23 protein-coding genes are annotated in these 25184 nt (G+C 53.9%); 12 read left to right on the forward strand and 11 right to left on the reverse strand.

Annotated elements, in window-relative coordinates:
* Window positions 1-6: 6 nt before the first annotated feature.
* On the reverse strand, window positions 7-477 hold the full coding sequence (locus SBL51_RS18625) for an Lrp/AsnC family transcriptional regulator (protein ID WP_411860500.1): 471 nt from the start codon (window positions 475-477) through the stop codon (window positions 7-9).
* A 182-nt stretch (window positions 478-659) separates the two neighbouring features.
* Here SBL51_RS18625 and SBL51_RS18630 point away from each other — a divergent pair, with 182 nt between their 5' ends.
* Window positions 660-1856: an amino acid aminotransferase gene (locus SBL51_RS18630; RefSeq protein WP_317932629.1), complete on the forward strand. Its 1197-nt coding sequence runs from the start codon at window positions 660-662 to the stop codon at window positions 1854-1856.
* 182 nt (window positions 1857-2038) lie between these two features.
* Entirely contained in the window at window positions 2039-3298 is a 1260-nt protein-coding gene (locus tag SBL51_RS18635; RefSeq protein WP_317932630.1) for an HD-GYP domain-containing protein, read from the forward strand.
* Window positions 3299-3301: 3 nt separating this feature from the next.
* Here SBL51_RS18635 and SBL51_RS18640 read toward each other — a convergent pair whose 3' ends face one another.
* The 5 genes from SBL51_RS18640 to SBL51_RS18660 form a co-directional block, all read right to left on the reverse strand.
* Entirely contained in the window at window positions 3302-3910 is a 609-nt protein-coding gene (locus SBL51_RS18640; RefSeq protein WP_317932631.1) for a flavin reductase family protein, read from the reverse strand.
* Window positions 3911-4073: 163 nt separating this feature from the next.
* Window positions 4074-4727, reverse strand: a complete 654-nt coding sequence (locus SBL51_RS18645) for a 2OG-Fe(II) oxygenase (protein WP_317932632.1) — start codon at window positions 4725-4727, stop codon at window positions 4074-4076.
* Window positions 4728-4892: 165 nt separating this feature from the next.
* Window positions 4893-5393, reverse strand: coding sequence for a transcription elongation factor GreB (gene greB, locus SBL51_RS18650; protein WP_317932633.1), 501 nt, complete (start codon window positions 5391-5393; stop codon window positions 4893-4895).
* Between the two features lie 117 nt (window positions 5394-5510).
* Entirely contained in the window at window positions 5511-5918 is a 408-nt protein-coding gene (locus SBL51_RS18655; protein WP_317932634.1) for a GFA family protein, read from the reverse strand.
* Between the two features lie 194 nt (window positions 5919-6112).
* Window positions 6113-8095 carry a S9 family peptidase gene (locus SBL51_RS18660; RefSeq protein ID WP_317932635.1) on the reverse strand — a complete coding sequence of 661 codons (1983 nt, stop codon included), beginning with the start codon at window positions 8093-8095 and terminating at the stop codon, window positions 6113-6115.
* A 92-nt stretch (window positions 8096-8187) separates the two neighbouring features.
* On the opposite strand from SBL51_RS18660, the gene tilS reads away from it, so the two are divergent.
* From tilS to truD, 8 genes are all read left to right on the forward strand, one after another.
* Window positions 8188-9522 (forward strand): tRNA lysidine(34) synthetase TilS, encoded by a 1335-nt coding sequence (tilS, locus tag SBL51_RS18665; RefSeq protein WP_317932636.1) that lies wholly within the window; start codon window positions 8188-8190, stop codon window positions 9520-9522.
* A gap of 284 nt (window positions 9523-9806) precedes the next feature.
* Entirely contained in the window at window positions 9807-11441 is a 1635-nt protein-coding gene (locus tag SBL51_RS18670; RefSeq protein WP_317932637.1) for a CTP synthase, read from the forward strand.
* Window positions 11442-11490: 49 nt separating this feature from the next.
* Window positions 11491-12342, forward strand: a complete 852-nt coding sequence (kdsA, locus tag SBL51_RS18675) for a 3-deoxy-8-phosphooctulonate synthase (protein WP_317932638.1) — start codon at window positions 11491-11493, stop codon at window positions 12340-12342.
* A gap of 167 nt (window positions 12343-12509) precedes the next feature.
* Window positions 12510-13802: a phosphopyruvate hydratase gene (gene eno, locus SBL51_RS18680; RefSeq protein WP_317932639.1), complete on the forward strand. Its 1293-nt coding sequence runs from the start codon at window positions 12510-12512 to the stop codon at window positions 13800-13802.
* Window positions 13803-14013: 211 nt separating this feature from the next.
* Complete coding sequence (locus SBL51_RS18685) at window positions 14014-14298, forward strand: septum formation initiator family protein (protein WP_317932640.1); 285 nt, start codon at window positions 14014-14016, stop codon at window positions 14296-14298.
* An 11-nt stretch (window positions 14299-14309) separates the two neighbouring features.
* A complete protein-coding gene (gene ispD, locus SBL51_RS18690) occupies window positions 14310-15029 on the forward strand; it encodes a 2-C-methyl-D-erythritol 4-phosphate cytidylyltransferase (RefSeq protein WP_317932641.1) in 720 nt (239 codons plus the stop codon).
* A 58-nt stretch (window positions 15030-15087) separates the two neighbouring features.
* Window positions 15088-15561 (forward strand): 2-C-methyl-D-erythritol 2,4-cyclodiphosphate synthase, encoded by a 474-nt coding sequence (gene ispF, locus SBL51_RS18695; protein ID WP_317932642.1) that lies wholly within the window; start codon window positions 15088-15090, stop codon window positions 15559-15561.
* A gap of 27 nt (window positions 15562-15588) precedes the next feature.
* Window positions 15589-16581, forward strand: a complete 993-nt coding sequence (gene truD, locus SBL51_RS18700) for a tRNA pseudouridine(13) synthase TruD (RefSeq protein WP_317932643.1) — start codon at window positions 15589-15591, stop codon at window positions 16579-16581.
* A gap of 11 nt (window positions 16582-16592) precedes the next feature.
* Here truD and SBL51_RS18705 read toward each other — a convergent pair whose 3' ends face one another.
* The 4 genes from SBL51_RS18705 to SBL51_RS18720 all read right to left on the reverse strand — a co-directional run bounded on the left by SBL51_RS18705 (window position 16593) and on the right by SBL51_RS18720 (window position 20818).
* The gene (locus tag SBL51_RS18705) at window positions 16593-17858 is read right to left on the reverse strand and encodes an MFS transporter (protein ID WP_317932644.1); all 1266 of its coding nucleotides are present in this window, start codon (window positions 17856-17858) and stop codon (window positions 16593-16595) included.
* 186 nt (window positions 17859-18044) lie between these two features.
* Window positions 18045-18695, reverse strand: a complete 651-nt coding sequence (locus SBL51_RS18710; RefSeq protein ID WP_317932646.1) for an intradiol ring-cleavage dioxygenase — start codon at window positions 18693-18695, stop codon at window positions 18045-18047.
* A gap of 408 nt (window positions 18696-19103) precedes the next feature.
* Complete coding sequence (locus SBL51_RS18715; protein ID WP_317932647.1) at window positions 19104-19538, reverse strand: phosphate ABC transporter substrate-binding protein; 435 nt, start codon at window positions 19536-19538, stop codon at window positions 19104-19106.
* 17 nt (window positions 19539-19555) lie between these two features.
* Window positions 19556-20818, reverse strand: coding sequence for a hypothetical protein (locus SBL51_RS18720; RefSeq protein ID WP_317932648.1), 1263 nt, complete (start codon window positions 20816-20818; stop codon window positions 19556-19558).
* 526 nt (window positions 20819-21344) lie between these two features.
* Between SBL51_RS18720 and SBL51_RS18725 the strand changes: the two genes are divergently transcribed.
* Window positions 21345-21752, forward strand: a complete 408-nt coding sequence (locus SBL51_RS18725) for a GFA family protein (protein ID WP_317932649.1) — start codon at window positions 21345-21347, stop codon at window positions 21750-21752.
* Here the strand turns inward: SBL51_RS18725 and SBL51_RS18730 are convergent.
* On the reverse strand, window positions 21749-22945 hold the full coding sequence (locus SBL51_RS18730; protein WP_317932650.1) for a multidrug effflux MFS transporter: 1197 nt from the start codon (window positions 22943-22945) through the stop codon (window positions 21749-21751). The two genes, SBL51_RS18725 and SBL51_RS18730, sit on opposite strands and share 4 nt — an antisense overlap.
* A 441-nt stretch (window positions 22946-23386) precedes the next feature.
* Here SBL51_RS18730 and SBL51_RS18735 point away from each other — a divergent pair, with 441 nt between their 5' ends.
* Window positions 23387-25174 (forward strand): diguanylate cyclase, encoded by a 1788-nt coding sequence (locus SBL51_RS18735; protein ID WP_317932651.1) that lies wholly within the window; start codon window positions 23387-23389, stop codon window positions 25172-25174.
* The last annotated feature ends 10 nt before the right edge of the window (window positions 25175-25184 follow it).

The raw sequence follows: 25184 nt of genomic DNA on the forward strand, positions 1-25184 counted from the left end.
CCGGGTTCAGATAGGTAGTTCGGTGGTGAATTTCACTTGTTTGAGGGCAAAGATGGAATTCACCGAAGCGACGTTCGGCAGGTTGACCAACTTGTGTTTTAGCAGTTTTTCATAGTGGTCGACGCTGTTCACGATGATGCGCAACAGGTAGTCTTTTTCGCCGCTGGTTGAGTAGCATTCAACCACTTCGTCCAGGTCCATTACCGCCCGTTCAAAAGCGGCGAGCGACTCCTCTTCGTGGCTCTTGTTGGTGATATAAGCATGTACACTAACGCCCAGGTCGAGTTTTTGGGCCTCCAGTAGTGTTACCCGGCCTCGAATAACGCCATCCGCTTCCAGCCTTTTTATGCGGCGCCAGCAGGGGGTGTGCGAGAGACCAACTTTTTCGCCCAATTCGGCCATTGAGTAGTCAGCATTTTCCTGCAGTGCTCGTAGAATCTTTCGATCGTAATCATCTATTTCGATAGTCAAAGACATTCGCGGTCTTCCATTTCTTGAACCATACCCTCTAATGATAGAAGCAGTTTTAAAAAATGCTTAACATGAGCGGCTTTTTGTGAAAAATGCCTGCCTCTTTTTTGTCAGGGCGCCGTAGCCTGGCCTGGGCCGGGCTACGTGAGTGTCTATATTAGCTGTGCTGAATGCTCGGAGATGTAACTATGTTTGAATTATTGCCAACCTTACCCGCTGACCCAATTTTGGGGCTCACGGTGGAGTGCCGTGCAGATACCAACCTCAACAAGGTGGATCTCGGTGTTGGCGTGTTCAAGGATGAATCTGGAAATACACCCGTGTTGGCGGCCGTGAAGGAAGCCGAACGTCAATACTTTGATACTGAACAGTCCAAAGCCTACCTGCCTGCCGGCGGAACGCCGAGGTTTATCGGGTTGGTGAATGATCTGGTATTCGGCAGTGGCCACCCGGCCTTACAGCAGCAGCGGGTTGTCACCATCCAGGGCACCGGCGGTTGTGGCTCCCTGCGCGTGGCGGCAGAGCTAATTAAGCGGGCTAACTCCTCGGCGCGGATCTGGATCAGCGACCCGAGCTGGCCTAATCACTCGGCGTTACTCGGCAGCTCGGGTCTGGGTTTCTGCCAATATCCCTACTACGACCAAAACAGCAATAGCATACCGTTTGAGCAGATGCTCGCGGCCTTAGCTGAGGCCGAGGCCGGCGATCTGGTTTTGATCCATGCCTGCTGTCACAACCCCAGCGGCGCTGATTTGAGTGAAGCACAGTGGCAGGCGGTGACGGAGCTGGCGAAAAAGAACGGTTTCATACCCTTCATTGATATGGCCTACCAGGGTTTTGGTCAGAGCTTAGAGGCCGACGCCTATGGTATTCGCTATATGGCTGAACAGCTGCCTGAATTAGTTGTTGCTAACTCCTTTTCGAAAAACTTTGGCCTCTATCGGGAGCGGGTCGGCAGTGTTTCCATTGTTGTTAAAGATCCCAATTTGGTAGCCACTGTCAATGGGCAGATGATGAACATCGCCCGCACCATCTACTCTATGCCCCCAGCCCATGGTGCTGCTCTGGTGGAGACGGTTCTGGCCGATACCCAGTTGCGTCAAAAGTGGCAAGAGGAGTTGGGACAGATGCGCGATCGCATTAAGAGTTTACGTAGTGCCTTAGTACAAGAGCTCAAAAATTTAGGCTGTTCTAGAGATTTTAGTTTTATAGAAGCGCAGCAGGGGATGTTTTCCTTCCTGGGTTTGAGCAAATCCCAGGTAGAACAGCTCAAAACCGCCTATAGTATTTACATGGTGGATTCGAGTCGGATCAGCATCTGTGGACTGAATTCCAAGAATATGAATTATGTTGCCCGAGCAATTGTTGACGTTGTAGACAAGTAATCTCACCAACCAATTATATCCGGCTACCGCCGAACGCTCGTCACTACTGATTACACCGCCACTGCCGCGCCTGTTAACGCAGGTGGTGCAGTGGCGACTTTATAGTGACGAACTGTTGCTGCAGGCAAGGAAGCACAGCGTGGCCGGCTTTAAGGATAATTGAATGTATTGGTGGGGAAACAATGGGTGCAAAAACTCCCAGTAGTGGTCGATTTGTCTCTGAACGGCGCAGCCACAAAATCCATGTCTCGGAGCTGCAAATCGGTATGTGGATTTGCAAGTTGGATCGGGATTGGCTGGAGACCCCCTTTCTATTACAGGGCTTTATGGTTGAATCCATGGCCGATATTGAAGTGGTTGCCGAACACTGCCAGTACGTATGGGTCGATGCGGTAGAAGAGCACTGGGTTGGTAATCAGCGTTTGCAATCAGCCAGCCCGGCTGCGAACAAAAAGAATATCTTTGTTAATCAGGTGGGTTTTAGCGAAGAGACCAACCATGTTCTGGGGGTTTACCGCGAAGCCCGACGCATCACCAAATCATTACTGGATGAAGCGCGCCTAACCTCTGTCATTAATACCCGCCAGGCCAAGGAGACCGTTAACGAATGTGTTAACAGTGTCTTGCGTAATTCCGATGCGCTCATGTGGTTATCAAAAATACGCAGCCAGGACGAGTACACCAGCGAACACTGTTTAAATGTCTGCATCCTGGCCATCGCCTTCGGCCGGCAACTGGGCTACACCGAAGAGGAGCTGCACGATATCGGTATTTGCGGCCTGTTGCACGATGTCGGCAAGATGCGAGTGCCGCCGGAGGTGCTCAACAAGCCAGGCAAGTTAACCCCCCAGGAATTTAAACAGATACAGCGCCACACCGTGTATGGCCGCAACCTGTTGATGTCCGCAGGCAGCGGTGCCGCGCAGGCGGTGGACGTAGCCTGGGCTCACCATGAACGTCTCGATGGCAGCGGTTATCCGCGCGGCCTTAAGGACAGCAATATCTCCCGGTACGCACGTATTATTGCCATCGTTGATGCCTTTGATGCGATGACGGCAGACCGCTGTTATGGCCGGGCAATGACCTCAACCGAGGCATTGAAGAATATCTACCGGGCCCGGGGCACGCAGTTTGACGGCGAGCTGGCCGAGCAATTCCTGAAAACCATCGGCTTGTACCCACCGGGCAGTTTGGTGGAGCTGGTTAATGGCGAGGTTGGTTTGGTATTTGAGACTAACCAACGCTATCGGCAGTTGCCTAAGATTGTGCTCCTGCGCGATGCCAATAAAGCGCCGATTAATGAAAAAGTGCTCGATTTAGCGCTGGTTGAACAGGGCAAGCTGAGCCGTGACTATCTCATCCGCACTGTGCACCCCGATGGCAGTTTCGGGGTGAGTGTGCGCGCCTACCAGCAGCAGGGTTTAATGTTTCGCCACCGCTAGTGGCTATTTGGGCCGGGCAACGGTGGTGATGCCACCCATCAGCGCGTAGTCGTTGCCGCCCAGGCGGGCGATCGGATCCAGTGCTTCTGCATTTACGGTCAAGCGGTTGCCATCCTGTTGAACGATGGCATCGTCGATATAAACCAGCTTAATCTCTCCCAATATCATCGCCTGGGTCTCGGTAATCTCCTCCACTCGATAGCATTCGCAGCCAAAGGCCACTCGGCAGTCGTTTAGACGCGGCAACGGAAAGCCATCAAACGCCACCGTCTGCAAATTTTGGGCACTGATTTCAGATTCGCCATAGTTGCGAGTGCGAGAGCTTTCGGTAACGGCTGGTGCCAATTCCCGGTGGGCGATATGAACCACAAAGTGGTTGCGTTCGATAATATTTTTGCGCGTGTCTTTGATAGTGCCGTCGGGCTTCTTGCCAATGGAGAGCATCAGTAGTGGTGGATCACTGGCGACGCCGCCAAAGTAGGAGAAGGGTGCCAGATTCAAGCTGCTGTCGCTGTTTTCTGAAATAACCCAAGCCACGGGCCGCGGAACTAAACACTGGGTGATGGTGTGATAACGCTGGTTGGGGGAGAGTTGAGCTAGGTTAGTGATCATATTGGTACATCAAAGTTTATTGAGGATCGAACTGAGTCAAAAAACTGAAACTGCCCGGCCAGTTACCAAAACATGGTTGCCCACAAACAGCTTTCTAAAACCAGGTAACTAAAGCCGGGAACGATGAATTCAGACGCTCAGTAACAGTGAGCCGTTGCCCGTTTTAATAGTCGTCATCGGCGCTTTTGTGTTTGAGCTTTTTCCACATCGCACTTAAGCCGTGGAAAAATTGGTGTTTGGCGTTGGCGGTGGTGTTGGTCAGAAAATTTATTTGAATGGACTGCCGTTTGCCTTCAAAGCTCGGGTAGCCATGCCAGCCGTTGTCGGTCACTTTAAAAGCGAACAGGGTACCCGGGCCCGGGGTGACCTCGGCGGTGTAGTCGTTCATGTCGGTTTGACTGCGCAGTACCCGCAAGCGACCGGTTTCGGCTGGCCAATCTTCGTTCATGTAGATCAGAATGGTCAACACCTTGGTTTTGGAGTCGGAGTGGATACGCCCGTCTTTCTGCCGGGAAAAGCCGCGCAGTGTGATCATCATGGGCAAATCCATAACGTCGACATCAAATTTGTCGCACAATATTTTCCGGAATTCGGGGGTGTCCAGGGAGTCCAATAGCAGCTTGAAGTTGGGGCCGTAAGAGACGTCACTTAAATTGAAACTGCCGCCCATATTGATGTTGGGGAAATCTTCAATGACCTTCGCTTCACTGCCTGATTGCAGAGCCCGGTCCACAATAAAGAAGGGGTAGGGTTCCTGTTCCACAGGGGCGGCCTGTAGGGCATCCAGGTTGAGTAAATTGTTTTGGAGGTTGCTCATACTGTCACTCTCTTTGCGGCGGTGCTCGTCGCTGGTTGGCTCGCCGCCGTTGTTTTGCTGAAGGCGTGTGGCTCGAGGTGAATTTTCACCTCTGGCTTAAAGGCTTTGTTGGCCCATCGCCATTACTGTTTGCCCAACTGTCTGTTGGGCCTGTTCTTGGCTGCGCTATGGCTGAGCCTGTTCCTGGTTGGCTGGTGATTGGTAGGCTATCGATTTTACGTACCAATAAAATTCACCGGCCTCTGTTCTAACGGATATTTCGTCATCGACCGTTTTGCCGAGCAGCGCCCTGGCCATGGGTGAGTCGATGGAGATGTAGTCCTGGGTGTTGAAGATTTCATCATAACCAACGATTCGAAAGCGTTTTGTTTCGCCCTCTTCGTTTTCTATCTCGACCCAAGCGCCGAAGTAGACTTTACCTTCCTGCTGCTTGGCGTAGTTGACCACTCTCAATTCATCCAGACGTTTGCGCAAATAGCGCACCCGGCGGTCTATCTCGCGCAATCGCTTTTTATTGTATTGGTAATCGGCATTTTCACTGCGATCCCCGAGGCTGGCCGCCCAGGAGACTTTCTGGGTAGTCTCCGGGCGCTCCACCCGCCACAAGTGTTCCAGCTCATCTTTCAGGGCACGAAAGCCATCTTCGGTAATCAGTGCGGTGCGCATTTGCCTATTGGTATCTGTAGGGCTGGTTGGTAGAGCCAGACTATTCGCAGGCCCGGTTACTAATCGGGGTGGGATGGTAAAGCCTTTGACCGTGTATGCACTACCCCCATTTTACTATTACCCCTGTTTGTCCATGACGATTACCCCGTCGGGGATGGTAAACCAGGACTGCTTCTGGCTCACCCAGATGTGGGCGGTCGGTTGCAGTATGCTGGTATCGTCCAGATTGGCCGGTTTCAGCTTTATCTGATCGGGTTGCTCGGGATTGTAGTGGTAGATGCGATTGCCACAGGTTGGGCAGAAGCGGGCGGCGTTGATATTGCCGCTGTCGGCGGTGCGTCGCCACTCCTGCATTTCGCCTTCAAATTCAACGGCGTCGGCACTGACAAAGGCGGTGATGCTGAAAGCGCTGGTTGATTGCTTTTGGCACGCTTTGCAGTGGCAGGCCACCACTTTCTCTGGTGCGCAGAGCAGCCGGTATTTTACACCGCCGCATTGGCAGGACCCGGTAATGGGGTAACTCATGGGTGGCTCCTCTGAATTTGGTTCCGGCCGAGCTTAGCGTGGCTAAAGCCAACCAAGCGTGGTTGCCGCGTTATGCACCTTAGGTGGCCATAACCGCCACTGCTTAGTGCCTGAATTGTGAACAAGTTTTGATAATAAACCGCTATCAGCCGCTCATGTGTGTGTTTAACCGTTAAGCGCATGAGCAGCTGAGGTCAGCTGCCCACTGGATCTTTGGTTAGATTGCGAATGTGTACTGGTGTTAGCGGTTCATGGGGTTGAAAGTGGAAGATTTGGCTGTAGAAGTAGAGTTCGGCCTCAATGGCGCGGACGATATTTTCCCCCTGCCGAAAACCGTGGCCCTCACCTTGAAACAGCACATAGGCGACGGGCACTCCCTTATCGGTTAATGCCTGTACCATGGTTTCGGCCTGGTTGGGTGGGACAATCTTATCTTCGTCGCCCTGGAAGAAGATCACCGGACAGTTGAGCTGCTCGACATGGTAGAGCGGGGAGCGGGCCCGGTAGAGGCTCAACTTCTCCGGGTAGGGCCCCACCAGTGAATCCAGATATTTGGCTTCAAATTTGTGGGTGTCGCGTGCCAAGGTTTCCAGGTCACCAATGCCGTAGAGGCTGGCGCCGGCTTTGAAGGTATCGGTGAAGGTGAGAGCTGCCAATACCGTGTAGCCGCCCGCACTGCTGCCTTTTATCGCCAATCGATCGGGGTCGGCCAGACCCTTTTCCACCAGGTAATCGGCGGCACGACAGACGTCCTCCACATCGCTGACTCCCCAGCGACCATTCAATGCCAATCGAAAATCCCGACCATAGCCGGTGCTGCCGCGGTAGTTGACGTCGACCACGGCGAATCCGCGCGAACACCAGTATTGGATCTTGATATTAAACGCGGTGCTGGCTTGGCCGGTAGGCCCGCCGTGAGCAAGCACGATCAGTGGCGGTTGTTCGTCGGAAAGGCCGCAGTTTTTGCCGTTGAACGGCGGATAGTAGAAGCCGTGCGCGGTTTGATCCAATGGACCAAAGCTGATTGGCTGGGGACGGCTGAGTTGGTCAGGGGTCAGGTCGGAATCGATGCTGCGAATGATTTGCCAGCGGTCGCCGTTGTCGGCCTGCCACAGCGCCAGAGTGCCGGCCTGGTGATAATTGGCCGCCAATACCACCGCTTTGCCTGGCGCCGTGGCGACGGCGCTGAATTCGCTCCAAGGGGTATCGAGCCGCAACCAGCGGCCACTGGTAACGTCAATGGTGCACAGCTGGTTGATGCCGTCCTGATTGAAGCTGGCGAACAGGGTGGTGGCATCGACAAAGCCCCAGGTAGATAGCCCAAATACCCACTGGGGGGTGGCAAATTCGGCATCGATGGGAGGGTGGTGCAGCACCGGTTCGGGTAGGGGCGGCGATTCGCCATCGCTCTCAATATGGTAGATACGCCACCAGTTGTCGCAATCACTGATAATGTACAGTTCGTTGTCGGGCGACCACTGGGGTTGAAACAGGGATTGGGTCGGGTCACCTGCGCCGCTGCCCAACAGGGTTTGGCTGCCCTGCACGGTGCCGTCGGCATGCAGTTGCGCCACCACACAGCTGCTGTCGGTCCAGGGCATGGCCGGGTGATCCCAATAGAGCCAAGCCAGGTATTTGCCGTCAGGGGAGAGTTTGGGAGAGGAGTAGAAGTCGTTGCCTTCCACCAGGGTGAAGCAGTCCCGGCCCTGGTTGTCCAAGCTGATGATGCTGGCCGCTGGCTCCTGTCGCGGATTGCTGTGATCTTCGCGCACCGCCAGTAATCTTTGGCGGCCGGCATCGAAGGCCAGATCGCCATAGCGATAGTCGCCTTCGGGCGAAATAACCACAGGTAGCGGCTGGGGGTCATTGGTATTGAGGCGATAGATGCGCTGATCGTCGGCCAGCACAAAATAGACCACGCCATCGGCAACACAGTAGCAGCCGCCGCCATATTCATTGGCTTTGGAACGGGCGTTGAGTGGCTGAGGTAGCAGGTCTTCGGGCGCCTGGCCTGGGCGGGCCCGCACGATGCAGTTGCGGCCTTTTTCGGCGGGGCGCGACTCCAGCCAATAGATGTACTCGCCATCGAGCCTCGGTTCGGCCAGGCGCAAACTTTGGGCGACTAACTGTTCGGCGCTGATGGTGGATGGCCAGCTGCCGTAGGCTAAAGGTTCCATAGGCTCTGTTTTGTCGGTTGCTTTGCGCGGCTTAGAGTAGCCCCAGAGCGATAAGGTCGCAACTGCTTAACTCTTGGGTACAATGCGCCACTATGAGCAACACTATTGTCGAAAAATTTCTTGCCGCTACTGCCTCCATTCCGGCAGCAGCACCCTTGCGAATTGGCTTTAGTGGCGGCTTGGACTCCACTGTGTTGCTGCACCTGGTGGTCTCCCATTTGCCACATACCGAGGTGGCCGCCATTCACGTGAACCATGGTCTGGCTAAAGAGGCTGCGGCCTGGCAGGCCCATTGTCAGGCGCTCGCCAGCAGCTGGCAGGTTGCCTTCAGCACGGAATCGGTGGTGGTCACCAACCAGGGGGCCGGGGTGGAGGATGCCGCCAGGCAGGCGCGACGGGCCGTGTTCAAGCAACATCTACCGGCGGGTGGAGTACTGTTATTGGCGCATCACCAAACCGACCAAGTGGAGACTTTACTGCTGCGCCTACTGCGAGGCTCCGGGCCGTTGGGGTTGGCAGCCATGGCGCCGCGAGCCCCTTTTGCTGAAGGTGATCTACTGCGGCCACTGCTGGCTATCAGCCGGCCTGAGCTCGAGCACTACGCCGAGCAGCATGGCCTGACCTGGGTGGAAGATCCCAGTAATCAGAGTGTGCAATTCGATCGCAATTTTCTTCGCCAGGAGATTATTCCGCATCTGCAACAGCGCTGGCCAAGCCTGGAGGCCACCGTCAGTCGGGCCGCCAACCTCTGCCGGGAGAGTGTGGTGCTGGCAGCCGAGCGCGCGGCAGAAGATCTGGTTGCACTCGAGCTGCGCCAGGAGCTGCTTGGCGTCAGTTGCCAGTTGCCACCGCTGCTTGCCTGGTCGCGCTTGCGTCAGGCCGATGTACTGCGCCACTGGCTACAGACGAGTGCTGTCGAGCTGCCGGCCCAGGCGGTGCTGACGCAGATCTTCCAGCAGCTGCTGGTGGATGATTACCAATCCGATAACCAGCCCTGTGTAAGCTGGCCGGGCGCCAGCCTGCAGCGATTTCGCAATCGCCTGTATCTACTGCCCACGCTGGCGCCTGTTGCGGCGATCGATTGCAGCTGGTCCGGGTTAGAACCTCTCGTCTTACCTGGTGGCGGGCAGTTGAGCTTGCAACCGGGCGGGCCTCTGCGTTGGCAGGGTGAACCGCTGACGGTTCGCAATCGCCAGGGCGGCGAGCGGGCGCACCCGGCCGGGCGTGGTCACTCGCAAACCCTTAAAAAACTGTTGCAGGAGCACAAGGTCGAACCCTGGTTACGGGAGCGACTGCCGCTCCTCTATCTCGGCGACCAGTTGGCTGCGGTAGCCGGCTATTGGGTGGAACAGCCGTTTGCCTGTAGCGACCAACAACAGGGCTATCAACTGGTCTGGCAGCCGGCTTGGGTTGCTGGAAAGAATTGAGCGGAAACCGGGTTTCTGGTAATCTGGCTTCCCATCTTGAGATGGGTGGAATGGCCCGCTTTGGCAATGGCGGCGAACCGTCCCAAGACTATTCGCCAGCCGTCATCGCGCTGTCTTAGAGTCTTAAAGATTGGTTGTTATGTGTTGTTATTTATAGACATTCGCCAACCCCACCCCGAGACCGGCAGACCTGTAACTCTCAGTGATTTCGCCGTTTCCGCTCCAACTGCTGGATACGACAACTACCCCAAACCCAACAACAGACAGCGCTAACAGGGCACTTGATGACTCGTTTTCTTTTCGTAACCGGCGGTGTGGTTTCATCGCTGGGTAAAGGTATTGCTTCGGCTTCTTTGGCCGCCATTCTGGAAGCCAGAGGTTTAAAAGTCACCATCCTCAAACTGGATCCTTACATCAATGTGGATCCAGGCACCATGAGCCCCTTCCAACACGGCGAGGTATTCGTTACCGACGATGGCGCCGAAACGGATCTGGATCTTGGTCACTACGAGCGCTTTCTGCGCACCCGCATGACCCGCCGCAACAACTTTACCACCGGTCGCGTGTACGAAACCGTGCTGCGCAAAGAGCGCCGCGGCGACTACCTGGGTGGTACCGTGCAGGTGATTCCCCACATTACCGATGAGATCAAGCGCCGTATTTTGGAAGGCGGTAAAGGTTTCGACGTGGCCATCGTAGAGATTGGTGGCACCGTTGGTGATATTGAATCCCAGCCCTTCCTGGAGGCCGCCCGGCAGCTGAAGGTGGAGCTTGGCCGCGAGCGCGCACAGCTGATGCACCTCACATTGGTGCCCTATATCGCTACTGCCGGTGAAACCAAAACCAAGCCGACCCAGCACTCGGTAAAAGAGCTGCGCTCTATCGGTATTCAGCCGGAGATTCTGTTGTGCCGCTCAGAGGTTGAGGTCGACGAAGATTCCCGCAAGAAGATCGCCCTCTTTACCAATGTTCAGGAGAAGGCGGTGGTGCCGCTGGCTGATGCCCGAACCATCTATGCCATTCCCCGTATTCTGATGGAGTACGGCCTTGATCAGATCGTTTTGGATAACTTCGGTATCGAGGCGCCGTCGGCGGACCTAAGCGAGTGGGATAAGGTGGTCGATGGCAAGTTGAACCCCGATAAAGAGGTCACCGTGGCGATGGTGGGCAAGTATATGGATCTGCCCGACGCCTACAAATCCCTGATCGAGGCTCTCACCCACGCCGGTATTCACACTCGCACACGCGTAAAGATGCAGTTCATCAACGCCGAGGATGTTGAAGAGCAGGGGTTGGGCCTGTTGGAATCAGCCGATGCCATTCTGGTTCCCGGCGGCTTTGGTGAACGCGGGCTGGACGGCAAGTTGGCCGCGGTGCGTTACGCCCGGGAGCACAAAATCCCCTACCTGGGTATCTGCCTGGGCATGCAGGTGGCGGTGATTGAGTACGCCCGCAATGTGGTTGGCTGGGACGACGCCAACAGTACCGAATTTGACCGCAATACCAAACACCCGGTGATTGGCCTGATTACCGAGTGGCTCGACTCCACCGGTAAAAAAGAGACGCGCGATGAAAGCTCCGACCTGGGCGGCACCATGCGCTTGGGCGCCCAACAGTGCCGCCTGGTCGAGGGCAGCCAGGGGCGTGAGATCTACGGCCACGAGATGATTGTCGAACGCCACCGGCACCGCTATGAGGTGAACAACAACCTGGTCGATGGCCTGCAAAAGGCGGGTTTGAAAGTGTGTGGCTGGTCCGCAGACGATACCCTGGTGGAGATGGTTGAACTGCCCGACCACCCCTGGTTCCTGGCCTGCCAGTTCCACCCGGAATTTACTTCAACTCCGCGCGACGGCCACCCGCTATTCACCGGCTATATTTTGGCGGCTATTGAGTACAAAAAGGGCCGCGCTCTGTAGCTGGCAAGCCAACCAGCAGCTCGCAATATAATGAGAGAATCGATAAGTGATGAATTGTAAGACTGTTAATGTCGGGGCTATTTCGGTGGCCAACAACCTGCCGATGGTCCTGTTTGCCGGCATGAATGTTTTGGAGAGCCGGGACCTGGCCCTGCAGGTGGCCGAAGCCTACGTTAAGGTGACGGAAAAACTGGGCATCCCTTACGTTTTTAAAGCCTCCTTCGATAAAGCTAATCGCTCCTCCATCCACTCCTATCGTGGGCCCGGTATGGAGGAGGGGCTAAAAATATTTGAAGAGATCAAGCGCACGTTCAATGTGCCCATCATCACCGATGTGCATGAAATCGAGCAGTGCCAGCCGGTGGCCGAGGTGGTTGATGTGATTCAGCTGCCCGCCTTCCTGGCTCGTCAAACCGACCTGGTGGTAGCCATGGCCAAGACCGGTGCGGTGATCAATGTCAAAAAGCCGCAGTTTGTCTCGCCGGCCCAGATGAAAAACATCGTCGACAAATTCCATGAGTGCGGCAATGAGCAGGTGCTGCTGTGTGAACGGGGCAGCTGCTTTGGCTACGACAATCTCGTAGTCGATATGCTCGGTTTCCGCATTATGAAGCAGGTCAGTGGTGGTGCGCCGCTGCTATTTGATGTTACCCACGCGCTGCAGTGCCGGGACCCAATGGGAGCGGCCTCCGGTGGCCGCCGCGAGCAGGTGGCGGAGCTTGGCCGGGCCGGTGTCGCTGTTGGTATCGCCGGCCTCTTCCTGGAGGCACACCCAGAGCCCGAACGGGCCCTGTGCGATGGCCCCAGTGCGCTGCCGCTGGCCATGCTTGAGCCATTCCTGGCGCAAATGAAAGCGTTTGACGACCTCTACAAATCGATGCCGGAGTTGGAAATCCGCTAGCAGAGGCAGGTGCTGCGGGTGCTGGCGAGAAGTTAATGCCGGCAAAGTTGCCATTTAGCGCAAACAGACAGCAATACCGGGTAAATTTCAGTAAAATGCAAAACGGCTCGCGGAAGGAACTCAGCGGGCGTTTTTCTTTCCTTAGACACAATGCTTGGAGCGAACGAATGAGCAAGATTGTTGATATCAAAGCGTTTGAAGTGCTTGATTCCCGCGGTAACCCCACTGTTAATGCCGATGTAATTTTAGAGTCTGGAGTGGTGGGCTCCGCTTGCGCTCCTTCTGGTGCCTCCACCGGTTCACGCGAGGCGTTGGAACTGCGTGATGGCGATAAGAGCCGTTACCTGGGCAAAGGCGTTTTAAAAGCCGTTAACAATATCAACACCACCATCAAAGCGCTGTTGGTTGGCAAAAACGCCGCCGATCAGCGGGCTTTGGATCAGACAATGATCGACGCCGATGGTACCGACAACAAAGCCAACCTGGGTGCCAATGCCATTCTGGCGGTATCACTGGCGGCCGCTAAAGCCGCCGCCGCGGACAAGGGTATTCCCCTCTACGCTCACATTGCTGAAATCAATGGCACGCCCGGCCAGTACTCCATGCCGGTACCGATGATGAATATTCTCAACGGTGGCGAGCACGCCGATAACAACGTCGATATCCAGGAGTTTATGGTACAGCCGGTGGCTGCCAAGTCTTTCTCCGAAGCGCTGCAAGTGGGTGCCGAGATTTTCCACTCACTGAAAAAAGTGTTGGTGGCCAAGGGCCTCAACACCGCTGTCGGTGATGAGGGTGGCTTTGCTCCCAACCTCTCCTCCAATGCCGACGCCTTGGCGGTAATTAAAGAGGCCACCGGAGCCGCCGGCTATACCTTGGGCAGCGACGTTACCCTGGCTCTGGATTGCGCCTCTTCTGAATTCTACAAAGACGGCAAATATGACCTGGCCGGTGAGGGCAAGGTTTACAGCTCTGAAGGTTTTACCGATTTCCTGGCGGAGCTGTGTGATCAGTACCCGATTATCTCCATCGAAGATGGCCAGGATGAGTCCGACTGGGATGGCTGGAAGTACCAAACCGAAAAGCTGGGTACCAAAGTACAGCTGGTTGGCGATGACCTGTTTGTTACCAACACCAAAATATTGAAAGAGGGTATTGAGAAGGGCATTGCCAACTCAATCCTCATTAAATTCAATCAGATCGGTTCACTCTCCGAGACGTTGGATGCCATCAAAATGGCAAAAGATGCGGGCTATACCGCAGTGATTTCACACCGTTCCGGTGAAACCGAAGATACCACCATTGCCGACCTGGCGGTGGCAACCGCTGCCGGCCAGATCAAAACCGGCTCTCTGTGCCGTTCTGACCGCGTAGCCAAGTACAACCGTCTGCTGCGCATCGAAGCGGAACTGGGCAGTGCCGTTGCACCCTACAAAGGCCGGGCTGAATTCAAAGCCTAAATGCATTGGGCCGGTGTGTAGCCAATGGCTGCGCACCGGCCCAAGCGCTGTAATTGGAGTTGCTAAACAGGGAGGACGCCTACCCCAATTACCCACATCTCGCTGAAAACAAGTGTTTTTGTTGGGTATTTCCCTGAAATAGACATACAATCAGCCTTCGCGCACCTACACTCAGTGGATCGAATTGGATATCGGGAGCTTGTAACCACCCATGAAGTGGATAGTAACCACATTGGTTATTCTGCTTGCAGGACTGCAGTTACGCCTATGGGTAGGCGAAGGCAGCCTGGCCGATATTGCTCGCCTGAAATCAGAAATAGAGCAGCAGGAACGCTTTAACGCACGTGATCGTGAGCGTAACCGCATGCTTCAAGTCGAAATTTCCCACCTTAAAAATGGCCTTGCTGGCGTTGAAGAACTGGCCCGTGAAGATATGGGTATGGTCAAACAGGGCGAAACCTTCTACCTGGTTGTTGATCGCAATAACCGCAAATAACTCAGCTGTTCATGGTTAAGACTCCTCAAACTTGGGTGGTGGTTCCGGCCGCGGGAATAGGCTCGCGTATGGCCGCCGCTACCGCCAAACAGTACCTGCCACTCGCTGGCAGCACAGTTATTGAGCAAACATTACAGCGGCTTCTACAACTGCCTAATTTGGCTGGGATTGTCGTTGCATTACGCGCGGGTGATCCTATTTGGCCAACGCTGGCCGTCAGCCGACAGCCACTTATCACCGTTGCCCCCGGTGGCGACGAGCGCGCCCATTCGGTCTGTAATGGACTGGTTGCGTTGCAGGCAACCGCGGCGGAAGATGATTGGGTATTGGTGCACGATGCTGCCCGCCCCTGCCTGTCGCCGCAGCTACTGACCGAAATGGTCCAGGCGCTTTCGCCGCTGGCTGTCGGTGGCGTTATGGCGGTGCCGGCGGCCGATACACTAAAGCTTGATCGAGGCACCCTGAACGGGGATGGCTTGCCGTCGATTGAGCAGACCTTGGATCGTCGCCGAGTGTGGCAGGCACAAACGCCACAGATGTTTCGCTATGGATTGTTAAAGGCTGCGCTAGAAAAAGCGCTGGCGGAAAATTTTCTGGTCACCGACGAAGCTTCAGCGATGGAGTATTGCGGTTACGATGTTGCCCTCTTTGCCGGTCGCCGGGACAATATTAAAATTACCACCCCTGAAGACTTGGCGTTGGCCGAGTTTATTCTCAGCACGCTGCAGTAGCCCAGCGGCTGCTGCCTAACCCAGTTATTACTTAACCTGTAGTCAGATAGGTATTTCTATGCGAATCGGACAAGGCTTTGATGTGCACGCCTTTGGCCTCGGCGACAAAATCGTGATTGGTGGGGTGGTTATTCCCCACAGCCAGGGTTTGGTCGCCCACTCAGATGGCGATGTCTTACTGCACGCTCTGGCAGATGCGCTATTGGGAGCGGCTGCTCTGGGTGATATTGGCCATCACTTCCCAGATACTGACCCGCACTACAAAAATGCCAATAGCCGCGAATTATTGCGCTTGGTGTTAGCCAAGGTAAAGCAGAAAGGTTGGCGCCTGGCCAATGCCGACATGACCATTATTGCCCAGGTACCGAAAATGGCTACTTACATTCCCCATATGCGTGAATGTATTGCCCGTGATCTGCAAACGGAGGTTGATAACATCAACGTTAAAGCGACGACCACAGAAAAGCTCGGTTTTACCGGCCGGGGCGAGGGTATCGCCGCACAAGCGACCGTGTTGTTGCAGCCTCTCTAAAAGCCCCCATTCAAGTTTACGCCCACTATGACACTCACCAATCAAGCTACGCCGGAATTTTCATTAGAGTTTGCCTATGCCTATGGTAAGCCTGAAGTGGAAGCCCAACTGAAAGCCACCAACGCAGATTTTAAAGTGGTTGAAAACTTGGCTATCGATTTTTCCGGTGACGGCGAGCACCGATACCTCTGGCTGGAAAAAGATGGCGAGAACAGCCACTGGGTGGCCAAGAAAATCGCTGAGTTTGCCGGCATAGATGTTAACAGCGTTGGCTTTTCCGGAATGAAAGATCGCAATGCAATTACCCGGCAATGGTTCAGTGTGCACCTGCCGAAGTCCGATATCACCGACTGGTCCACTTTTGATTGCGCAGGCTACCGGGTGTTGGAATCTCACCGCCATCGACAAAAATTGCGGCGGGGCCAACACCAAAGCAACAGCTTTGAAATTCTGTTGCGTGGCGAATTTCCTGATGCTGATAAAAACGAAATAGAACAACGCCTGCTTTCAATTCAAAAGAGCGGTGCACCCAACTATTTTGGGGAGCAGCGATTTGGCCGTCAGGGATCAAATCTGTTGGCGGCGGAAAATTGGTTGGTGCATGGCAAAAAAATTAAAAACAAACGAGAAAAGGGTTTGGTGTTATCGGCAGCCCGCTCCTATCTTTTCAACCAACTGCTTGCCACCCGGGTTAAGGCCGGTAACTGGAACCAACTTATTACCGGTGACGTTGAGCTGAATGGCCTTGCCACCGGGGCTTTATGGGGGCGGGGGCGCTTGGCCAGCCAAGCAGAAGCCCTGGCCATTGAGCAGGCATTAGCAGCCGAGTGGCCCGAGTGGACTCATCAATTGGAGCACCAGGGTCTGAATCAGGAACGGCGCAGCCTGGTATTGCAACCATTGGCACTAACCTGGCAATGGCTGCCAGAAGGGTTAATGCTGCAGCTGCAATTGGCTGCTGGTCAGTTCGCTACCACGCTGTTGCGGGAGCTGGTCTGCTTGGTTTCCAAAGACCATTAATTTTTGTTTGATTAGGTGGGATTGCTTTGTGGGGCAAGCTCTGCCTCGCCCCTTTGTAGCGGTGTAACACGCAAGCGGGTTAACCACATCAAGGTAAAAAGCAGTAGCGCCAAGTAACCGAAAAAGGCGAAATCGTAGCTGCCGGTCTGATCAAAAACCCGGCCAAAAATCGGTGGCGATAATAACGTAAAGGGCATAATTACAAAGGTCATAACCCCCATCACCTGGCCAATTCTTGCAGGGCCGTAAACCCGCGAAAGCACCAAGCTCCAAACGGGTACTGCACCACCACTGGCCAAGCCACCCAGCAGTGCCATGGCCATCATCAATGGGTAGTTATGAGCTTGTTGCATGCCCAGCATACTCAGCCCCAAGGCAGAGAGCATAACCGCCAACACCACCCGCAAACTGGCACGATCAATAATCGCAGCACAGATTAGCTTGCCGCCAAAGTTAGCACCCGATAAAACCGAAATTAGAAACGCAGCTTCCACTGCAGCGATGCCTTTGGTATCGGCCAGTTGCATCATATTGGAGACTACCGCCATCGGCCCAGCGAACAGTGTGCCGAGAATCAAGGCAATCACCCAAAAGGTAGGGTGTAAAAGAATATCTTGGCTGGTTAATTTGGCCGTGCGGGCGATGGCACTTTTCGGTTCCGTTGAAATGGTAGCCCCTTCCACCTGAACATTGATCTTTTCTGGCCGGTCGACAACAAACAGCAGAATTGTTGGGCAGGTAATTAGAAATAGTAAACCACTATAAATTTTAAGGGCGATACGCCAATCAAATCCGCCCATCAATGTTTGCATCAGGGGTGGCAGAATTAACCCGCCCACTGCGCCGCCGCTGGCGGCGATCCCCAAGGCCAACCCCCGGCGCTGAGTAAACCAGCGGGAGAGCAGTGCTGAGCCCGCAATTGGCCCCAGGAGCACCGTGGCAGGGGCCATGCAGAGCCCATAAATGATGACGACCTGGTTCATAGAACCGGCAAATGAGAGGGCGAAAAACCCGCAGCTGATCAGCCCCGCACCAACCATCATCAGGCTGCGGATAGAGTAGCGATCAATTGCAGAGCCCAGCAGAGGGCTTAAAATGCCCGAGGCCAATGAGGTAATGGTGAGACCAAACATCAGCACCATATTGCTGGGTTGAAATTCAGCTTTAAGGGGTACAGCAATGATGCTGTAGGCAGTAAATACACTGGCTGCGGCAACAGCCTGCATGAGGAGTGCGATGGCCACCTGCCACCAGCCGGGATAAAAGGTTCTCTGCATGGCAACGGTAACCTTAATTATTGTTATTGAATAATTTTACCGAGCTACAATAGCAAGCCACCGGGAGTAATAAAAGCATTCTGTACTAGTGTTCGAAGATGCGAACATGAGTACAGGCCTGCGTTTACAAACTATATTGTTGTCATGCGTCGCTGTACCGGGTTTGCCGTAATTACCTGTGATTGATCACGCTATCTGTATTGCTTTGTAGGCCAACATGGAGTTGTCGGCCTGTCGCTCAACGATAAATTGGTACTGCTCGTAATTGGCATCGAATACGGTATCGCTGTTGTTGCTGGTATCTTTCGCCTGCCCGGTATAGTCAGAGTGGTTTAAATAGATATCATTACTTAAATCGTCGTCAAAGCAGAACTGAGAGACCAGTAGCTCCAAACCATCCTGTACGATTCGAAAATGTATATGGGTGGTTCGGCTGGGGTACCAGCCGGGGAAACAGGCCTTAAAATAGACGTTGCCATCGGCATCTGTGGTCTGTACACCACGAAACCATTTGGCGGCCAGCGCTTCGCTGTCATTGTCGGTACAGAAGCCACTGTTAAAACTGCTGGCGTCCGCACTGTCGGATGTATCGCCAGAATAGAGCCCGGCATAGTTGCAAAACCAGATTTCAATATCGGCTCCACTGATAGGATTACAACTGGCATCAACCAGTTTCAGTACCAGAGCCATGGGTACTCCAGGCTGCCCCTCGGAGATATCCTCTCGATACTCATCTGGGCTGTAGTAGCAGGGGCCGAGGGTATAGGCGCTGGTGGCGGTGCAGAGATTGCCCAGGCCACTGACAAATGGGTCGCTGGGCGGATAGGTGGCCGTCATGACAGCTGTGCCGCCAGCGGCCCACTCTGTTGTGTTGGTACCGGTGGAACTGCTGTCGCTAGAGCTGTTAGCGCCCGTATCCGAATTGGTGTTGTTGCTGGTAGCAGAACTCGTAGTGGTGTCTCCGCCGCTGCCGCCTCCGCTGCTTCCTCCGCCACAAGCTAATAGCGATAGCGCTGGCACAGCGACAACGCTGCCGCCCAGCAGTTTTAATAACCGTCGTCGGTTGACTTCATAATCGTACAGCTTCACGTTTGCCCCCTGGCTGCCAATTTCAATCGGGCGTCAGTAAGCCACAGCTAAACTTAATTGAATCTGAACGGAAATTTGGAGTTGTGACTGGCAACAAAAAAGGCCTCCACTTGGGAGACCTTTTTTGTTGCAGTTACTGCTCAATGGGCGGTTGTCTTAGAACTCGTAGACAACCTTCACCGAGCCATCGACTTCACCGGAATCGATATAACCAATCAGCGCGGGATTTTCCGCTACCAATTTTTTAACGTCACTTGCTCCACCAACCGATTTGGGGGGGGTGCCCTTCCCGGTGAACAGCAGCTGAGCCCAGTAGGCTTTAATTTGCTGGTCGTTCTTTTTCAGTACGGTGCTGACAAACGCGCTGCGGGTAGCTGATCCTTCGTTCTGGTCAACTGGAATTGCTTCCGAGCCATCAGGAAAAGACTTCTTTTTACCGAGGAAAACACGAGAAATGTCGTCCTCGGTTAGCGCATTAGTGTTACTTGGGTGAACAATTACGGCGGTACCAGCAAAAACAGCCGTGGTGGCGATTAAGCTAAGCCCAGCCACCGTGGCAGCGAGCACTCTTTTGATTTTTAAAATAGTCATCTAGTGTGCCCCTTCGATTAAAAAATAACGTCCACAGAAAACGAAACAAGGTCTACTTCCAGTGAGTCACCGAAGCCCTGTCCGAATATACCGGCGTTGTTTTTGTAAAAATCGTCACTTTCATCGGAGCGGGTTAAATATTCAAGCTTGAAAGCCGCACTTGGGTGGAAGTCCCAGCGAACACCTACAGTAATCTGACTAGATTTCTGGGTAGTCTCAATTAATGTAGAGGGATCGAAGCTACCAGCTGAGAACACATAGTCGTGTTCACGTTCGCCGTAGGTAATATGTGGTGTGAAGGCTCCTAGACGGTAACCGGCAGAGATGTACCAGGCGGCGTCCGTATCACTACCACTAGGAGTAACCGGTGCGTTCGTATCTGGTGTGCCGTCGTTATCGGTGTCAGCAAAGACGAAAACACCCGTAGCGTCTTCTGGATCGCCGTAGGTGTATTCCGCAACGACAAAGGCATTGCCGAAGTTTACATTGGCGGCAAGACCAATGAATGTGTAGTTTATGGGGTCTTCTTTGCTCAATTGAGGTTGTAAGTCTGGGCCCAGAAACACGCTTGATTCACCCGGGATTTCAACATAGGTATCAGTGTTGAGGAAAGAGGCTCGCAGTACTAGCCAACTGTTACTGGCCTTGAGTACCGCCCCGTACATGTCTACGGAGTAGTTGGTAGCTACCAGATCGGGGGTTACCAAATCCTCCTCACCTTCACCGTAGCGTACGTCGGCATTAAAATCCCAACTTCCTGCAGCTCCATGCCAGCGCAACTGTATACCATCGAAGGTGTCACCACTGTTGGCAGACAAATCTTGTGGCGGACGGATCCAGTGGTAGGCGTAACCAACGTCAATAAAATCAGAGTAATAAAATAGTGGTTGGCGTTGGCGGCCTACTTGAACAGAGACATTTTCGTTGAACGCATAGGAAATGTAAGCCCAAGAGATAACGGCTTCGAAGCTCTCACCGCCGTTACCGGTGACCTGGCCGGTGGCACTTAGGCCGTTGCCGAGATCTGCTGAAATCTGAAGGCCGTAGTTACTGTCTGGGCTGAAGGTGATGTCATCGCCGTAGAAACCCTCAGTCACGGCATCCGCTGTATACTCGACATCGTACGCGTTGCCCAGGGCGTCTCGGGCTTTACCCTGACTGATTGCCTTACCACCACCTGCGGAGAGGAAACCATTAAGTCGAATGTCCGCAGCGTTTGCACCACTAGCCGCTGAAACTGCAGCAGCCAGTAGGCAGAGTTTGATTATTGGTTTTTTCATGGAATGAGTCCTGTGCTCGATGTTCAGATACATTAATAGACCAACTTTAATTGCTTGCAAATTTCTACAGCTGGGATGTGGGGTATGGATAACCGCTCAAATATCCGCTTTGCTGCTGTCGCTAAAATCTTTTCCATTGGTTTAAAAGGAATAGTACAAATCCGCGCTTTAGCAAGATTTAGGCGTCATTAAGATATCGATGACCATAATCGACTACCGATAGGGACAAGCTTGTTTGAGCCAAGCGTGGATTCGTTGATGCTGATGAGTGTTCGCAAGTGCGAACATCTTGGAGGGGGCCTCTGTTAAGTGTTCGCGATTGCGAACATTGGAGCAGTGGCCGCTACTGGCTGTCCCTATTAGTAGCGTAATATGCGAGGTCTGTTATATCCCTGACTAAATAAATTCCTGGTTTTGTGCGACGTAATTAATATGAGACTATTCTAATTTAAACGTCGTGTAAACCCCGATTACCCAACTACTGATCGCATCGGTTGGTATTGTATTGAAGGAAGGAGGAGAGAAGATGAAAGGTAGCTGTCTGTGCGGCAAGGTGACTTATGAAGTCGCGCCACCGATAAAAGTATTTCAGTATTGTCATTGCTCCCGCTGCCGAAAGTTTACCGGTAGTGCCCATGCATCCAATTTTTTTGTACCGCCAGAGCAGTTTCACTGGCTGCAGGGGGAGGAGTGGGTTGGTCGCTACGAGGAGCCCAAAGCCAAATACTATGCGACCTGCTTTTGCAAAAATTGCGGCTCTTCACTGCCTTGGCTGGTGCAGGGTGGTAAGAACGTGGTCATCCCAGCGGGCACTTTGGATGAAGATCCGGGTATCCGGCCCACTCAAAGTGTCTTCTGGGGGTCGCGGGCACCCTGGTACGAGTCACCCACGAATCTACCCCATCATGAGGATATGCCCCCCAGAAAAGGTTAGTGCTGCTCTGTTGGAATAGTCTGGTTGCGTTGAGAGGGGCGCCAGGCTATTACCAGGCAGGCGATCGAACAGGCCGCCTGGCTGAGCACAATCGTTAACAGCGATTGTGGCAGCCAAGAGGAGAAGCCCGTAATAGCGGCGCCTATGGCAAACTGGCTGGCGCCAAGCAGGGCGGCGGCGGTACCACCGTGTTTGGCGAAGAAATCCATATAACAGGCTTGGCTGTTGGGGGTGATCGCCCCCATTGAGCCAATCGTCAACACCATCGCCGGCAGAAAAAGCGCGAGCGTGGGGTAGAGCAGGCTAACCAGTAGCAGGCAGGTGATGCCTATACCCTGCACAGTTAATCCCCAGCGCAAAATAGTGGGTGACGGAAAATGATTTAACAACGCCCGATTGATCAGGTTCATAACCAGCATCAGGCCAATATTGGCAGAAAAGAGCAGGGAAAATAGCTGTGGTGAGGCACCAAAATGGGATTGATAAATAAACGCCGAATGGGCAATGAATATTAGCATTACGGCAAAGGAGAGGGATTGCAATAACAGATAAGGCATGGCGCGTCGAGTAGACAACACCGTAGCGTATCCCTGCCAAATGCTCTGGTGAACTGTTTTATGGGGGCTGTGAGATGGCTTGCTGAACAGTCCCAGCCAAAGTAGCGCCAACAGTACGGCTGCGTAACCGCTTAAAAATAGAAAAATAGTCCGCCAATCTGAGACCGATAAAATAAGAGTGCCAATGTTTGGCGCCACGGCTGGCGCAATAATCATTATTAAACCAATAGTACTGATAAAACGGGCTGCCTGATTACCGAAGAAGCGATCCCGTACCAAGGCCGGTACACAGACGGCGGCCCAGCCTCCGCCAAAGGCTTGCAATCCCCGCAGTAGCAATAGCATTTCAAACGAGTGGCTTAGGCTGATACCCAGGCTCGCTAAACCAAAGATGGCGAGCCCGGATAACATAACCACCTTGCGTCCCCAGCGATCGGCCATGGGGCCTCCAATCAGCTGCCCCAGGGCCAGTAGCAGCACATAAACGGCGATGGTCAGGGAGATATTGGCAAGCGTTGTATCCAAACCCGTTGCCATGGTTGGAAAAGCGGGGAGGTAGGCATCTATCGCCAGTGGCGCCAGGGCCATAGTCATTGCCAGCAGTACTGCGGTTAATGCCGGGGTTTTCGAGTCCAACGTGGTTTCCTAAATGGCGGGATTCTACAAGGTGTGGTTTGCTGAAGTTCTCTTTATCACGGCCAATCGTTCAAGGTAAAGCGGTGTCCGCGACGTTTTTGATCCTGCTCTGAGCCTGTGTTTTGAGGGAATACGTCAAATTATGAGACATTGGCTTTGAGTTGGCATTCAAATTATTACCAGCAACGATTAGAATTCTTGGGAGAACTGCGTACTCGGGACCAACTCCTGCTTTAGGCTCCTACGACAGGCAGCACAAAAGATCAAATAATAATCACAATAAAGAGACAGGGCCGGTTGACCTCTAACGAGACGCGGTTAGATGCGCTAACCCATAGGGAAATGGATTTGAACGTAAGCACCAGGATATTAGCCGTGCTGCCCCCACAGTTAGGGAAGAAAGCCCTTCTAACTCTGTGGTTTCTCTTCTTGTGTTGGCCCGTGTGTGCCGATACTCCCGTCGCGACCGTCAATGCCAGTATTACCCCAATTGATGTCAGCACCGTTAACCGTTATACGCGCTTGATGGAAACGGTCTATATCTACCACGATCGCGAGCGAACCTTGGATATTAACGCAGTCGACCACCTGTGGCACGAGGGCTTGTTCCAACCGGTTAACCGCAAGCGAGCCGGGCAGGGAATTGTAAAGCATGATGTCTGGGGCCGGTTTGTATTAAGCAATAGCTCTTCACAACCGGTCACCGTGGTACTGGAGTATCCCGATCACGCCCTGGCTCATATCGAACTTTATCAACAGGTGGGTGAGGGGCTTTTTCAAAGCCTGGGCCAGCAAAGCTACTTTCGCCCCTATGTCGATCGTTCCGTGGAGCACTCCCGCTACTCCTTTCGGGTCACTGTGCCGGCACTCACACAACAGACCTTCTATCTCTTTTGGGGGGTAGAGAACGCGGGTACCATCTATGCCGATATGAGGGTTTGGAAAGACCGCGCCTTTGAGCGCTTCCATTCCAGCGAACTCTACGCTTACGGAATTTTCACCGGCTACTTGACGCTGGTGGCGATCCTCTCATTTGTGTTTTACCTGGCCACACGCAACAAGGGGTTGCTCTACTACGTCGGCTTTGTGGTGAGCAATATTATTGCCTGGGGCTTCATTTTTGGCTTCCTGCCGGAGATGTTCCTGCGCGAAGGCTCCCATTGGCGCTATATGGTGATTGGTGGCGCGGCTAGCATCAGCTTTGCTGCACTGTTTACTCAACACGTATTGCGCACCCGCCGTTTCCTGCCTCGACTCAATTACTGGATTAAAGGGCTGGCCTGGTTTGGTCTGTTTCCCATTGTCTGTGCCATCTTTAACTGGTCGTTACCGGCCCTGCTCGGGGTGGAGATTAACCTGCTCGGCATGCTGTTGCTGGCTGCCGCTGGGGTGATTCGGGCACGCCAGGGGGAGCCCATTGCCATTGCTTTCAGTCTTAGCTGGGCCTGTTACTGTGCGGGTATGGTTATCTTTCCATTTCGCGATTTCGCCATTATCGATCACACGCCACTGACCTATTGGCTGACCCCCGTCGGTGCTCTGTTCGAAGTTAGCCTGCTGTTTACCACCATCTCAGTATTAATACGCCGGGGGGAGCAGGCCAAGCAGAAGGCCCGTAAGAATTATGTCTGTGCCCTGGAACACCAGCGTTTTTTGTTGGAGGCGACCGTGCGCGAGCGCACCCAGGCACTTCAGAGTGCCAAAGAGATGGCCGAGCGCGAGGCGCGCACAGACAGCCTGACCCAGTTGGCCAACCGACGCCTGTTTATGGAGCGTTTTAGCGAAGAGCTGTCGCGCTGCCAGCGGCTGGGCAATCCGTTATCGCTGTTGCTGTTTGATATCGACCACTTTAAAGCCATTAACGATCAATACGGCCACGAGGCGGGTGACCGGGTGTTAACGGCTTTGGGGCAGCAGATTCGCAGCCATATCCGGGAGTATGATCTGCTGGCCAGAATCGGCGGGGAGGAGTTTGCCCTGTTGATGCCCAACGCCCGGCTGGAAGAGGCAAAAGCGCTCAGCGAGCGGATTTTGGGAGAGGTGACAGCCGCCTCAGCGGCGCTCTCCGGGCTGCCCATTGAGATCAGCTTCACCGGTGGCGTGGTGGAAGCGAGCCCCGGTGATGAACCGACCAAACTGCTCTCCCGAGCCGATGACCTGCTCTACCGTGGCAAGAACGCCGGCCGCAATCGCATCTGCAGCGCCGAGCCCGATACCACCTCGGCTTGATTCCCCTTTC

Source organism: Halioxenophilus sp. WMMB6, from assembly GCF_033283405.1.
Lineage (GTDB): Bacteria > Pseudomonadota > Gammaproteobacteria > Pseudomonadales > Cellvibrionaceae > Halioxenophilus.

Excerpts from the sequence above, each read along its gene's own strand:
- SBL51_RS18655 (WP_317932634.1), bottom strand. The coding sequence starts at position 5,918 with ATGAGTTACCCCATTACCGGGTCCTGCCAATGCGGCGGTGTAAAATAC.
- SBL51_RS18725 (WP_317932649.1), top strand. The coding sequence starts at position 21,345 with ATGAAAGGTAGCTGTCTGTGCGGCAAGGTGACTTATGAAGTCGCGCCA.
- SBL51_RS18670 (WP_317932637.1), top strand. The coding sequence starts at position 9,807 with ATGACTCGTTTTCTTTTCGTAACCGGCGGTGTGGTTTCATCGCTGGGT.
- SBL51_RS18635 (WP_317932630.1), top strand. The coding sequence starts at position 2,039 with ATGGGTGCAAAAACTCCCAGTAGTGGTCGATTTGTCTCTGAACGGCGC.
- SBL51_RS18630 (WP_317932629.1), top strand. The coding sequence starts at position 660 with ATGTTTGAATTATTGCCAACCTTACCCGCTGACCCAATTTTGGGGCTC.
- SBL51_RS18715 (WP_317932647.1), bottom strand. The coding sequence starts at position 19,538 with ATGACTATTTTAAAAATCAAAAGAGTGCTCGCTGCCACGGTGGCTGGG.
- ispD (WP_317932641.1), top strand. The coding sequence starts at position 14,310 with ATGGTTAAGACTCCTCAAACTTGGGTGGTGGTTCCGGCCGCGGGAATA.
- ispF (WP_317932642.1), top strand. The coding sequence starts at position 15,088 with ATGCGAATCGGACAAGGCTTTGATGTGCACGCCTTTGGCCTCGGCGAC.
- SBL51_RS18705 (WP_317932644.1), bottom strand. The coding sequence starts at position 17,858 with ATGCAGAGAACCTTTTATCCCGGCTGGTGGCAGGTGGCCATCGCACTC.
- kdsA (WP_317932638.1), top strand. The coding sequence starts at position 11,491 with ATGAATTGTAAGACTGTTAATGTCGGGGCTATTTCGGTGGCCAACAAC.
- SBL51_RS18645 (WP_317932632.1), bottom strand. The coding sequence starts at position 4,727 with ATGAGCAACCTCCAAAACAATTTACTCAACCTGGATGCCCTACAGGCC.
- SBL51_RS18710 (WP_317932646.1), bottom strand. The coding sequence starts at position 18,695 with ATGACGGCCACCTATCCGCCCAGCGACCCATTTGTCAGTGGCCTGGGC.
- greB (WP_317932633.1), bottom strand. The coding sequence starts at position 5,393 with ATGCGCACCGCACTGATTACCGAAGATGGCTTTCGTGCCCTGAAAGAT.
- truD (WP_317932643.1), top strand. The coding sequence starts at position 15,589 with ATGACACTCACCAATCAAGCTACGCCGGAATTTTCATTAGAGTTTGCC.
- SBL51_RS18660 (WP_317932635.1), bottom strand. The coding sequence starts at position 8,095 with ATGGAACCTTTAGCCTACGGCAGCTGGCCATCCACCATCAGCGCCGAA.
- eno (WP_317932639.1), top strand. The coding sequence starts at position 12,510 with ATGAGCAAGATTGTTGATATCAAAGCGTTTGAAGTGCTTGATTCCCGC.
- tilS (WP_317932636.1), top strand. The coding sequence starts at position 8,188 with ATGAGCAACACTATTGTCGAAAAATTTCTTGCCGCTACTGCCTCCATT.
- SBL51_RS18625 (WP_411860500.1), bottom strand. The coding sequence starts at position 477 with ATGTCTTTGACTATCGAAATAGATGATTACGATCGAAAGATTCTACGA.
- SBL51_RS18640 (WP_317932631.1), bottom strand. The coding sequence starts at position 3,910 with ATGATCACTAACCTAGCTCAACTCTCCCCCAACCAGCGTTATCACACC.
- SBL51_RS18685 (WP_317932640.1), top strand. The coding sequence starts at position 14,014 with ATGAAGTGGATAGTAACCACATTGGTTATTCTGCTTGCAGGACTGCAG.
- SBL51_RS18720 (WP_317932648.1), bottom strand. The coding sequence starts at position 20,818 with ATGAAAAAACCAATAATCAAACTCTGCCTACTGGCTGCTGCAGTTTCA.